The organism is Marinobacter sp. CP1, assembly GCF_001266795.1.
GTDB classification, from domain to species: domain Bacteria; phylum Pseudomonadota; class Gammaproteobacteria; order Pseudomonadales; family Oleiphilaceae; genus Marinobacter; species Marinobacter flavimaris.
This window is the reverse complement of sequence record NZ_CP011929.1, coordinates 3,332,336-3,344,734: the sequence shown is the minus strand read 5'-3', so window position 1 is coordinate 3,344,734 and position 12,399 is coordinate 3,332,336. Positions and strand designations below refer to the sequence as shown.

Annotated in this window: 12 protein-coding genes; 6 read left to right on the top strand and 6 right to left on the bottom strand. The window is 57.5% G+C overall.

Annotated elements, in window-relative coordinates; genetic code table 11:
- Window positions 1-68: 68 nt before the first annotated feature.
- Window positions 69-275, top strand: a complete 207-nt coding sequence (locus ACP86_RS15420) for a cold-shock protein (protein WP_008176018.1) — start codon at window positions 69-71, stop codon at window positions 273-275.
- 68 nt (window positions 276-343) lie between these two features.
- Here ACP86_RS15420 and ACP86_RS15415 read toward each other — a convergent pair whose 3' ends face one another.
- The gene (locus tag ACP86_RS15415) at window positions 344-823 is read right to left on the bottom strand and encodes an Lrp/AsnC family transcriptional regulator (protein WP_014576349.1); all 480 of its coding nucleotides are present in this window, start codon (window positions 821-823) and stop codon (window positions 344-346) included.
- A 157-nt stretch (window positions 824-980) separates the two neighbouring features.
- On the opposite strand from ACP86_RS15415, the gene ACP86_RS15410 reads away from it, so the two are divergent.
- From ACP86_RS15410 to ACP86_RS15395, 4 genes are all read left to right on the top strand, one after another.
- Window positions 981-4,499, top strand: coding sequence for an indolepyruvate ferredoxin oxidoreductase family protein (locus ACP86_RS15410; protein WP_053114682.1), 3,519 nt, complete (start codon window positions 981-983; stop codon window positions 4,497-4,499).
- Window positions 4,492-5,679 (top strand): aromatic amino acid transaminase, encoded by a 1,188-nt coding sequence (locus ACP86_RS15405; protein ID WP_053114681.1) that lies wholly within the window; start codon window positions 4,492-4,494, stop codon window positions 5,677-5,679. The genes ACP86_RS15410 and ACP86_RS15405 overlap by 8 nt, the downstream gene beginning before the upstream one ends.
- A gap of 56 nt (window positions 5,680-5,735) precedes the next feature.
- Window positions 5,736-7,118 carry a sodium-dependent transporter gene (locus tag ACP86_RS15400; protein ID WP_053114680.1) on the top strand — a complete coding sequence of 461 codons (1,383 nt, stop codon included), beginning with the start codon at window positions 5,736-5,738 and terminating at the stop codon, window positions 7,116-7,118.
- Between the two features lie 139 nt (window positions 7,119-7,257).
- Window positions 7,258-7,677 carry a universal stress protein gene (locus ACP86_RS15395; RefSeq protein ID WP_053114679.1) on the top strand — a complete coding sequence of 140 codons (420 nt, stop codon included), beginning with the start codon at window positions 7,258-7,260 and terminating at the stop codon, window positions 7,675-7,677.
- A 22-nt stretch (window positions 7,678-7,699) separates the two neighbouring features.
- Here ACP86_RS15395 and ACP86_RS15390 read toward each other — a convergent pair whose 3' ends face one another.
- On the bottom strand, window positions 7,700-8,560 hold the full coding sequence (locus ACP86_RS15390) for a DUF6544 family protein (RefSeq protein WP_053114678.1): 861 nt from the start codon (window positions 8,558-8,560) through the stop codon (window positions 7,700-7,702).
- A gap of 106 nt (window positions 8,561-8,666) precedes the next feature.
- Between ACP86_RS15390 and ACP86_RS15385 the strand changes: the two genes are divergently transcribed.
- Window positions 8,667-9,521, top strand: a complete 855-nt coding sequence (locus ACP86_RS15385; protein WP_053114677.1) for a PA4780 family RIO1-like protein kinase — start codon at window positions 8,667-8,669, stop codon at window positions 9,519-9,521.
- Between the two features lie 18 nt (window positions 9,522-9,539).
- Here ACP86_RS15385 and ACP86_RS15380 read toward each other — a convergent pair whose 3' ends face one another.
- The 4 genes from ACP86_RS15380 to ACP86_RS15365 form a co-directional block, all read right to left on the bottom strand.
- On the bottom strand, window positions 9,540-10,010 hold the full coding sequence (locus tag ACP86_RS15380) for a MaoC family dehydratase (protein WP_053114676.1): 471 nt from the start codon (window positions 10,008-10,010) through the stop codon (window positions 9,540-9,542).
- A gap of 25 nt (window positions 10,011-10,035) precedes the next feature.
- The gene (locus ACP86_RS15375) at window positions 10,036-10,491 is read right to left on the bottom strand and encodes a CopD family protein (protein ID WP_053114675.1); all 456 of its coding nucleotides are present in this window, start codon (window positions 10,489-10,491) and stop codon (window positions 10,036-10,038) included.
- A 22-nt stretch (window positions 10,492-10,513) separates the two neighbouring features.
- Entirely contained in the window at window positions 10,514-11,554 is a 1,041-nt protein-coding gene (locus tag ACP86_RS15370; RefSeq protein WP_094182519.1) for a GGDEF domain-containing protein, read from the bottom strand.
- A 114-nt stretch (window positions 11,555-11,668) separates the two neighbouring features.
- A complete protein-coding gene (locus tag ACP86_RS15365) occupies window positions 11,669-12,340 on the bottom strand; it encodes an SDR family oxidoreductase (RefSeq protein WP_041645019.1) in 672 nt (223 codons plus the stop codon).
- Between the last annotated feature and the right edge of the window lie 59 nt (window positions 12,341-12,399).

Sequence of the window (12,399 nt, the reverse complement as noted above, 5' to 3'; positions counted from 1 at the left end):
TACCGCCGATCAGCCATCAACAAGATGACGTGACGGCACATTAAATGATTGAAATCAGGAAGAATACTATGTCTACAGTTACCGGCAACGTTAAGTTTTTCAACGAAGCAAAAGGTTTTGGCTTTATCACTCGCGAAAGCGGCCCGGACGTTTTTGTTCACTACAGCGCTATTCAGGGCGGCGGTTTCAAGACTCTGGCTGAAGGCCAGCAGGTCGAGTTCACCGTTACCCAGGGCCAGAAAGGTCCTCAGGCGGAAAACGTTGTCGCTCTGTAAATAACAGACGACACGTTCAGAAAAAGGCAGCTTCGGCTGCCTTTTTTCGTTGTTGCTCCCTGCCGAAACTACAGAATACCTTCCACCGGGATCGTCTCGGTATTTTTTATCTCCCGCAACGCAAAGTTCGAATTGACCTGGGCAATGCCCTGCAGGGTAAAGATTTTTTCGTTCAGGAACCTGTCGTAACTGGCCATATCCGGCACGATTACCCTGAGCACGAAATCGGCATTACCGGTCACCGCAAAGCACTGAAGCACCTCCGGATAACTGCTCACCTGCTGCTCAATCTCCGCCGTGCTGTCGATGTTGTGCCGCTGCAGTGACAGATTGACGAGCACGCACAGCCCCTGACCAATGCGTTCCGGATCCACTCTTGCGCTGTATCCCTGAATCACACCGCTTTCCTCAAGTGTGCGCACCCGGCGCCAGCAAGCAGCCGGTGACAAACCCACCTGTTCGGCCAGTAACTGGTTACTGATGCGCCCATCCTGCTGCAGCACCGATAGGATTTTCCGATCCAGCTTGTCCAGCTCCACCTGTTTCATTTGGTAACACCTGATTTTTATCAAAGGTTCTTTCTCTTTATTGTCTTTTATCAAACATCCTTTCGCAAACCCTGAAAACCTTCTTCCAATAAGCAAGCACCTTTTGCGGACTTCCCTCTAGAATTTTGGTCATAAAATCGACAAAAAGGAGGGCGCCATGTCCGCCGATACCCCACAACTCGACGATTACAAACTCGAAGACCGCTACCTGCGGGAATCCGGTCGGGTGTTCCTGACCGGCACACAGGCCCTGGTCCGAATTCCGTTGATGCAGGCTGCCCTGGATCGCAAGCAAGGCCTGAATACCGCCGGCCTGGTCAGTGGCTACCGTGGTTCCCCCCTCGGTGCGGTCGACCAGGCACTCTGGCAGGCGAAAGACCTGCTGGACGAGAACCGGATCGATTTTGTTCCCGCCATCAACGAGGATCTTGCCGCGACGATCATGCTGGGTACCCAGCAGGTAGAAACCGATGAAGACCGTCAGGTAGAGGGCGTATTCGGCCTCTGGTATGGCAAGGGCCCGGGCGTGGATCGCGCCGGCGACGCCCTGAAACATGGCACCACTTACGGATCCTCCCCCCATGGCGGTGTGCTGGTGGTAGCGGGCGACGACCATGGCTGCGTGTCATCGTCCATGCCCCACCAGTCCGATGTGGCATTCATGAGCTTCTTCATGCCCACCATCAACCCGGCCAACATCGCGGAATACCTGGAATTCGGTCTCTGGGGTTATGCCCTTTCCCGCTACAGTGGCTGCTGGGTCGGCTTCAAGGCCATATCGGAAACCGTGGAAAGCGCGGCTTCTGTGGAAATTCCGCCAGCACCGGATTTTGTCACTCCGGACGATTTCACCGCGCCGGAAAGCGGCCTTCATTACCGCTGGCCGGATCTGCCCGGCCCCCAGCTGGAAACCCGCATCGAACACAAGCTCGCGGCCGTTCAGGCCTTTGCCCGGGCCAACCGCATTGACCGGTGCCTGTTCGACAACAAGGAAGCCCGCTTTGGTATTGTCACCACCGGCAAGGGGCACCTTGACCTGCTGGAAGCCCTCGATCTGTTCGGTATTGACGAAGACAAGGCCCGGGACATGGGTCTGGATATCTACAAGGTGGGCATGGTCTGGCCCCTGGAGCGCCGCGGCATCCTGGACTTCGTGCACGGCAAGGAAGAAGTCCTCGTGATCGAGGAAAAGCGCGGCATTATCGAGAGCCAGATCAAGGAGTACATGTCCGAGCCGGACCGTCCCGGCGAGGTTCTGATTACCGGCAAACAGGATGAGCTGGGCCGCCCGCTGATCCCGTACGTTGGCGAATTGAGCCCCAAACTGGTTGCCGGCTTCCTCGCAGCCCGTCTTGGTCGCTTCTTCGAGGTGGACTTCAGCGAGCGCATGGCTGAAATCAGTGCCATGACCAACGCCCAGGATCCGGGCGGCGTTAAGCGTATGCCCTATTTCTGCTCGGGCTGCCCACACAACACCTCCACCAAGGTCCCGGAGGGGAGCAAGGCCCTGGCCGGCATTGGCTGTCACTTCATGGCGTCTTGGATGGGCCGGAACACCGAATCCCTCATCCAGATGGGTGGCGAAGGCGTCAACTGGATTGGCAAGAGCCGCTACACCGGCAACCCCCACGTGTTCCAGAACCTGGGTGAAGGCACGTATTTCCACTCCGGTTCCATGGCTATCCGTCAGGCGGTAGCTGCCGGCATCAATATTACCTACAAGATTCTGTTCAATGACGCCGTCGCCATGACCGGCGGTCAGCCCGTCGACGGGCAGATCACCGTCGACAGGATTGCCCAGCAAATGGCCGCAGAAGGGGTCAATCGGGTTGTTGTTCTCAGCGACGAGCCCGAGAAATACGATGGCCATCATGACCTGTTTCCCAAGGACGTCACCTTCCACGATCGGTCCGAGCTCGACCAGGTGCAGCGGGAATTGCGTGATATCCCCGGCTGTACCGTACTGATCTACGACCAGACCTGTGCCGCCGAGAAACGCCGCCGTCGCAAGCGCAAGCAGTTCCCGGATCCGGCCAAGCGGGCCTTTATCAACCATCACGTGTGTGAAGGCTGTGGCGACTGCTCGGTGCAGTCCAACTGCCTCTCGGTGGTTCCCCGCAAGACGGAGCTGGGACGCAAGCGGAAGATCGACCAGTCATCCTGCAACAAGGACTTTTCCTGCGTTAACGGTTTCTGCCCAAGCTTCGTGACCATCGAAGGCGGCCAGCTGCGCAAATCCCGCGGCGTTGACACCGGCTCCGTACTCACCCGCAAGCTGGCTGATATTCCAGCTCCCAAATTGCCGGAAATGACCGGCTCCTATGATCTGCTGGTGGGCGGCGTTGGCGGTACGGGCGTGGTGACGGTTGGCCAGCTGATCACCATGGCGGCCCACCTGGAGTCGCGCGGCGCCTCGGTACTGGATTTCATGGGCTTCGCCCAGAAAGGCGGCACGGTGCTGAGCTACGTTCGTATGGCACCGTCCCCGGACAAGCTCCATCAGGTTCGGATCAGCAATGGCCAGGCCGATGCGGTCATCGCCTGCGATCTGGTCGTAGCGTCTTCCCAGAAGGCCCTGAGCGTTCTCCGGCCGAACCACACCCGGATCGTTGCCAACGAAGCGGAACTGCCTACTGCCGACTACGTGCTCTTCCGCGACGCCGATATGAAGGCCGACAAGCGCCTTGGGCTACTGAAGAATGCCGTGGGCGAGGATCATTTTGATCAGCTGGACGCCAATGGCATCGCCGAAAAGCTAATGGGCGATACCGTGTTCTCCAACGTGATGATGCTCGGTTTTGCCTGGCAGAAAGGCCTGCTGCCCCTGTCCGAAGCGGCTTTGATGAAAGCGATTGAGCTGAACGGCGTCGCCATCGACAGGAACAAGGAAGCCTTCGGCTGGGGACGGTTGTCGGCCGTGGATCCGAGCGCAGTCACGGATCTGCTGGACGACAGTAATGCTCAGGTTGTTGAGGTCAAACCCGAACCAACCCTGGACGAGCTCATCAACACCCGTCACAAGCATCTGGTCAACTATCAGAACCAGCGCTGGGCCGACCAATACCGGGATGCAGTTGCAGGGGTCCGGAAGTCTGAGGAGTCCCTCGGTGAAACCAACCTGCTGCTGACGCGTGCAGTAGCCCAGCAGCTGTACCGGTTCATGGCCTACAAGGACGAATACGAAGTCGCTCGACTGTTTGCCGAAACCGACTTCATGAAAGAGGTGAATGAAACCTTCGAGGGTGACTTCAAAGTCCACTTCCATCTGGCCCCTCCCCTGCTTAGCGGCGAGACCGATGCTCAGGGTCGCCCGAAAAAACGCCGGTTCGGCCCCTGGATTTTCCGGGCCTTCCGGCTGCTGGCGAAACTTCGCGGCCTGCGCGGAACCGCAATCGATCCGTTCCGCTATTCTGCCGACCGCAAGCTGGATCGGGCCATGCTGAAGGATTATCAGAGCCTGGTAGACCGGATCGGTCGTGAGCTCAACGCCAGCAACCACGAAACCTTCCTGCAGCTTGCCGAGCTGCCTGCCGATGTCCGCGGGTACGGCCCTGTGCGGGAGCAAGCGGCAGAAAGCATTCGTGAAAAGCAGACGCAACTGATCAAGGCGCTGGATACCGGTCGCCCGACGTTGATTCGCACCCAACAGGCTAACGAGGAGGCCAATCATGTTTGAAGCACTCCAGCCCCTGCCCCAGGATCCGATCCTGCAGTTGATGCAGACCTTCCGTGAAGACGATCGACCGGACAAAGTGGATCTGGGCATCGGTGTCTATAAGGATGACGCCGGCAATACGCCTATCATGGCCGCCGTGCACGAAGCCGAGCGTCGCCTTCTTGATGGCGAAACCACGAAGAGCTACGTGGGCCCTGCCGGTTCCACCGGCTTCAACAGCGCCATGGCGGAGCTGATCCTGGGCAGCAACAGCCCACTGGTCCGCGACGGTCGCGTATCGGTCATCCAGACACCGGGCGGCTGCGGCGCCCTGCGTATGGCGGCCGAGTTTCTGCGTCTGTGCAAAGCCGATACAAAAGTCTGGGTCAGCACGCCCACCTGGGCGAACCACTTGCCGTTGCTCGGTGGCGCCGGCCTGACTATTCGCGAATATCCGTACCTCAATCCAGAGACCCTGCAGGTAGACTTCGGCGCCATGCTGGAATCCCTGGAACGGGCGGATGCGGGCGACGTGGTGTTGCTGCACGGGTGCTGCCACAACCCCTCGGGCGCGGACCTGAGCCTGGCCCAGTGGCAGGAAGTGACCAGCCTGATCCAGCGCAAAGGCCTGCTGCCCTTCGTGGACATGGCCTATCAGGGCCTTGGCGAAGGCCTGGACGCGGATGCAGCTGGCCTGAGGCACCTGGCCAGTGCGGTACCTGAAATGCTGATCGCAGCCTCGTGCTCCAAGAACTTTGGCCTCTACCGGGAGCGCACCGGCGCCCTCGCCCTGGTTTCGGAAACCGCAACCGTGAATGCCGCCGCCACCAGCCAGCTGCTGAGCGTCATCCGGTCGCATTACTCAATGCCACCGGCCCACGGCGCCTCAATAGTGGAGACCATCCTTGGCGATGACGACCTGCGAGCCCAGTGGCAACAGGAGCTAAACGGTATGTGTGAGCGCATCCTGCATCTGCGCCACGCTTTTGCCGGCGCGCTTTCACCGGTCGGCGACTTCGAATTCATCGCCCGTCAGCGAGGCATGTTCTCGTTCCTCGGCATCAGTCCGGAGCAGGTGGGCCGGTTACGGAAGGAACACGGCATCTACATGCTGGAAAGCAGCCGCGTAAACGTTGCCGGTTTGAACGACCACGTCTTGCCACAAGTCGCTTCCGCCCTGCGCGAGGTGCTCGGCAAGTAAATACTTTTTCGACAACAACCAATCAATCCGACAAAAACAATTAGCCGGAGAGAAGAATGAGTGAGAGTACCCAACCACACCAGCAGGCCAATAACCTCTGGTCCTCACGGATGGCCTTTATCCTGGCTGCGGCTGGTTCAGCCGTTGGCCTCGGGAACATCTGGAAGTTTCCGTACATTACTGGCGAGAACGGCGGCGGCGCCTTCGTTCTGATCTACCTGGCCTGTATCTTCCTGATCGGCGTGCCGGTACTGATTGCCGAAACCATGATTGGTCGGCGCGGCGGTCAGAGCCCTGTGGCCACCATGCGCACCCTGACCAAAAGTGAAGGCACAGCCAGGGGCTGGAGAGCCATCGGCTGGAACGGGGTAATTGCATCCTTCCTGGTGCTTTCTTTTTACGCCGTGATTGGCGGCTGGGCCCTGGTCTATATCGGCAAGGCCGCAACCGGGCTGTTTACCGGAGCAGATGCCGAAGCCATCGGCGGCCAGTTCGGCGGGCTCCTTGCCAACCCCTGGGAACTGCTGATGTGGCACTCGGTGTTCATGGTGATTGTGGTGTTCATCGTTGGCAGGGGCATTCGCTCGGGGCTTGAGAAAGCTGTGAATATGCTGATGCCTCTGTTGTTCGTGCTGTTGGTTGCCATGGTGATCTATGCCATGAACAGCGGCAGCTTTGGCCGGGCCGTGAGTTTCATGTTCTCGCCGGATTTCAGCAAACTGACAACGGCGGGGGTTCTGACTGCCCTGGGGCACGCCGCCTTTACGCTCAGTATCGGTATTGGTGTTCTGATGGCCTATGGCTCCTACCTGCCAAAAACCGTAAACATTGCGCGGACCGCCATGACCATTGCCGTCGTGGACACCAGCGTTGCGCTTCTCGCGGGGCTGGCCATCTTTCCCCTGGTATTTGCCAATGGCCTTGAGCCAGGGGCAGGGCCCGGCCTGATCTTCGTGACCCTGCCATTGGCCTTTGGCCAGATGAGTGGTGGTGCGCTGTTCGGCACCATTTTCTTCGCTTTGCTACTGGTGGCAGCCATCACCTCGGCCATTTCCATGCTGGAACCGGTGGTCGAATGGCTGGAAGAACACAAAGGCGTGAGTCGAGCGAAAAGCGCCATTGGTGGCGGGCTCGCCATCTGGTTTATCGGTATCGGTACCGTGTTGTCCTTCAACGTCTGGGAAAGTGTGCACCCGCTTGGCTTTATTCCGTTCTTCGAGGGCAAGACGGTCTTCGACCTGCTCGACTTCCTCGTCTCCAACCTGATGATGCCTCTCGGCGGACTCGCCATTGCGCTGTTTGCCGGATGGGCGATGAAACGTGAGAGTCTGCCGGCCGATATTAGTCTGCAAGGAAGCAGCTATAAGGCATTCATGTTCGTACTCCGGTATCTGACGCCTGCCGGTATCGCCGTGGTTTTCCTGTACAACCTGTTGTAAGGGCATCCCGGCTTCTCCAACCGCAAAAGCCCGGTGAACTTCACCGGGCTTTTTTTTGACATACCCAACAGGGCACTGCCAATCTGAATTCAGGACAACAGACCCAAGTCTGTATCGCGTGCGGAAAAGGAGAACTCTTATGTACAGCAAGATCCTCGTTCCGGTCGACCTCGCCCATACCGATAAAATGGTGAAGGTGCTCAATACCTCCATTGATATTGCCAAGCATTACAACGCCACCCTGTGCTACGTCACCGTCACCAACAGCACCCCGGGAGCGGCCGCGCACAACCCGAAAGAACTCGCAGAGAAACTGAGGGTGTTTGCGGAGGAGCAGGGAAAATCCCACGGGATCAATACCGACAGCATGGTGATTGAATCTGCTGATACCGCCGTGGAGCTTGAAGACAAGTTGCTTGAGGCGATCAAAACAACCGGGACAGATCTGGTAGTGATGGCTTCACATCCGCCGGGGATTGGCGACCGGCTACACATTCTCCATTCGAACGGCGCCAATATCGTTAAACACAGCGATATTTCGGTTTTCGTCGTTCGGTAAAGATAACAGGGCATCCGAGACACTATTCCGGATGCCCGGTTGCGTCATGCTTTGGAAATTCAATTCCCGTTACCCTGGCAATGAAAAAGGGAAAGTAATCCTCCGTGGCAAAGAAGTTCCCGGCTTCCACGTGGGTCGGCAATACAAAGCCTTCGAACTCCCGAAACTCTGACAGGTAGCCGCCAAAGGGCTGCAAGCGATGGACTTTTTCCGCATTCGCATTGGTCCACCGGTCAAAACTCACCTGGAGCGGCCGGCCATCGTCGGCAACGACAACATCCACTGCCTGTTCCATGCCCTCATGACGAACAACCACCCTGGCCGTGTTTATATCGACCAGCTTCCAGGAAACGCCGGGCCCCGGCAGCAGGGCGGCCGGCGTCCAGAAAACCGCCTCTGCCACATAACGGCCGAATGCCGAACGGGCATGATCCGCATCACCACCAGCCCGGGCAACAGGGAATAGGCCCATCAGCCAGAACCGCGTCCATTGGTCAGTGTCCGAGCCGGAAATCCCGAGCAGGCCTCTGTGGGCGCTCATTTTCCAGATAAACCCTTCCGGCATGGCCAGCACCTGGGTGGCCTGCATGTGCACGTAGTCGGGCGACTCCCGATTGCCCATACCGAATTTTCCGTTCATAGAGATACGGGCCACGGTATAGAGTGGGGTACCAGGCTGAATGGTGTAACGGAAATACCGCTGGGCTGGCTCCGGCAAACCCTCAAGAAGAGCAAGATCAAAGCGCTCCGGGGCAGCCGGCTGCAGCGTTGCCAATCCGGTAATGACAGCCCGGTCTGCGGTGTGGTCAGACTGACGCCAAAACCAGAGGGCGACGGTGACTGCAACCACCAGAATCAACAGGATCAGGAAAAAGATTTTCATGTAAGCTATGCTCCGTAGCAGTCATTGTCCCTGCCCTGCCCGAATCCGGCCTTGTTCCAGATCAACGAACGTGGCTGCCCGACTCACTGTCAGCCTGAAAGGTTTTATGAAAGTACCAAAAAGATTACAACCACTTGTCGATGACGGCATGGTGGACGAAGTGCTCTACCAGCTCATGAGTGGCAAGGAAGCCCAGGTTTATGTTGTGCGCTGCGGAGACCAGACGCGCTGTGCCAAGGTCTTCAAGGAAGCGACAAAGCGGAGTTTCAAGCAGGCGGTGGAATACCAGGAAGGGCGAAAGGTCCGGAACAGCCGTCGAGCCCGGGCCATGAGCAAGAAGACAAAGTACGGCCAGAAGGAACAGGAAGATGCCTGGCTCAACGCCGAGGTGGATGCCCTCTACCGGCTTGCCGCCGCCGGTGTCCGGGTTCCCGAACCTCTGGGCTTCGTGGACGGTGTACTGCTGATGGAGCTGGTGGCGGATGAAGATGGCAAGGCCGCGCCCAGGCTGGATGATGTCACCCTGTCTCCGGAACAGGCCCGCGACTTCCACGGCCAAGTCATCCGAGAGGTTGTCCGTATGTTGAGCGCCGGTCTGATCCATGGGGATCTGTCGGAATTCAACGTGCTGGTCGATGCCCGCGGTCCTGTCATTATTGATCTTCCCCAGGCCGTCAATGCGTCCGGCAATAACAACGCGGAACGCATGTTGGAGCGCGACGTCGACAATATGCGCCGCTATTTCGGACGCTTCGCGCCAGAACTGCTGAACACCGATTATGGCAAGGAGATCTGGGCGCTCTACGAGTCCGGCGACCTGCACCCGGACAGCAAGCTCACGGGCTGCTTCCAGCACGATGACACCGCTGCCAACGTCGACGAACTGATGGAAATCATCGATGCGGCAAAAGAGGAAGAGTGGGAGCGACAGGAACGGATGAGGGACGCCGAGGAGGACTGACGCCTTAACCGGTGCTGGTCAGCCGGCAGACGTGGTTCTCTCTTCGCTGATCATTACTGACATCAACTGCTGTTCCTTCGGCCCGGGTAGAACCCCCGTTAACGTGGCTTCGATAACCGGCTCACCGTGCTGATTCGAGAGCACCGCTTCGGCCCGGGCCCGATTCCTTGCATCCACTTCGGTGATGGTGAATACACAGGTGACGGTATCGCCGAAATACACTGGCCGGCGGAAGCGAAAATTCATCCCGGAAGCCAGCCAGCCAATCTGCCCACCCACTTCCGTGATCATCCCGCCAACCAGCAAGCCATGGCAGATCTTTCCCTGCAGGTTCTTGGCCTGGGCAAACTCATCGCTGTAGTGAACCGGATTCTGATCGCGGCTGATTTCGCCAAAGGACAGAGTCTCATCCTCGGTGAACGTTCGTACCAGGGTAAACGAATCGCCGGCTTTCAGGCCGGCAATGGCTCTCTTTCGAATATCAGACATGGTATCGGTCCCCGATCGCTCAGCCTTACAGGTACCGACCGCCAGACCCTATGGCGACCACAATCAGGCCGAGAATCAGATTGATTCCGACCAGACGGCGAATCTTTCCCACCTGAACACCACCAGCCTGCGGATCCTTGTCTGCAACCGCCTGCTTGAGCCGTCGGAAAGGCGCAAAATACACGTGAAAGTAAAGCAGCATCATAACTAGCCCGAGCGTCTGCATGGCATGAATGTGCCAGCCAGCACCGGCCATACCGCCAAACACACTGAAAATCATCCAGTAGCCGGTAACCAGGAGCAGCACAACCGCGAGCCAGACCCAGTGGAAGAACCGTTCAAGCGTCTTCGACCAAAGATGGCCACGCTGGGAGGCCTCTACCACCTCAACCACGGCCGGACGCATCGCCATGTAGGCGAAGAACATACCGCCAACCCAGATAACCGCGGACAGAACATGCAGTGCAATTGCCAGACTCATAAACCTACCCCTTGCTTTGGCTTCAGATGGTTTCCAGTTCTACCCGGTTACGGCCGCCCGTTTTACCGCGGTAAAGCGCTTCATCAGCCCTGCTGACCGCGGCACTCAGGTCTTCGCCAGTTCGCAGCTCACTTACCCCGATGCTGATCGTAACATCGATATCACCGCCGATAACTGCGCGCCAGTCCCTTGCCAAAAACGCCTTTCGTATCCGCTCCGCGCTTGCTTGCGCTTTATCAGCATTCGTATCCGGAAGAATGACCAGAAACTCCTCACCACCCCATCGACCTATCAGATCCTGAGCCCTTAATTCTTCCCGGATCACATCGGCAACACAGCCGAGTACCCTGTCACCGGTTTCATGTCCGAAGGCATCATTGATCGACTTAAAATGATCGACATCTAGCAGGAGGAAACCGACCGGGTGTCCGCTGCGCCGGAACCGCGATACCTCTTTTTCAGCCAGGTAGGTCATATGACGGCGATTGAAAAGCCCGGTTAATGAGTCCGTTGTTGCCATTTCGCGAAGCTTGCGCTGTGCCGAAACAACCATGCTGAGGTAATAGGAAGCCAGGTAACTGAACATTGCAAAGACCACGCTCAGATTGAACAGATGGACTATGTTCAGGGCTGTCTGCGGAATTGGCTGCAACGGTTCGATGTACCACATCAAGGCATCGAGCGCGACGTAGTATCCCCAGAGAGTGAGTAGCGCATAAACCGCCCATCTTCGGGACGCGGAAACGCAGATCGCCGGTATGAACATCAGAAGGTAATAATGGAAACCGCTCTCCCAGCCGATAAGAACGGTACCGAGGCCGGCGTGCCCGAGCACTTCCGCCCAGATCAGTACGACCGCAATCTTGTTTTTATGGTATTTGAGTGCGTAGTAGGCGCCGGCATACATGGCCACGCTAACCACGTTGATCCATGCCAGAACCGGCGAACCCAATGCATGAAAAAGAAAGAAAAAGATGACATCTACAGTTCCGGCTATCTGGGCACATCGCATGGCCAAACGCCAGAACTGGGGCCTGCGCTCCCGCTCAGGCTCATAATTCATTGGAGCACTCGCACTTTTCATCGACAGCAGAATTCCTTTTTTAGGTAACAAGAGTACTCGTTAAAACAGAATCCTGCCTCACTCCAATGCAAACAAATGAAAATGTTTTCAGGATCACCACGGCAGCTCGTCGCCGTTGCTGTGCCAGAACGACCCGGTATTCTCCAAGGTGAGGCCATCAATCCGCTCTGCCAGGCCTTTTGCCGATTCTTCCGGAGTAATCAACCCACCAAAATTCACCATTCGGGTCTGAACATAACCCGGGTGCAGCTGGGCCACCGCGATACCCCTCGGTTTCAGATCCATCGCGAGGGACTTGCCAAAGGCATTCAACGCCGCCTTTGAAGCACGGTACCCATAGCGGCCGCCAGAGTCGTTGTCGGCGATAGAGCCCATGCGGCTGGTGATGTTGGCAATTTTTCCTCCGGAGGGGATTTTTTCAAACAGGGCTTCAGCAATTTTCAGTGGAGCGTAGGCGTTGATTTCCATCTGCGTACGAATGGAATCAAAATCGATACTCCCCAGTTTCTCGTCCTGCAGCAGACCGGCATTGTTGATCAGCAGATCAATGGACTGGCCCTCAAGACCGGCCAAGAGCCTTGCCACACCCTCATTGGTCGTCACGTCGACACTGTCGATGATCCTCGCCGCAACCTCTTCCAGCTCCGGCGAGGCCTCCCGGCACACGCCGATCACCGAGCAGCCGCGGCCTGCATAGAGCCGGGCGAGCTCCAGACCAATGCCCCGGTTTGCCCCGGTGATTACAACAGTGGAATTATCGGACATATCAGCCTCCTCAACGATCAATACGGTTCATGCAGCTTCACATCCCCTGCACTGTAGAA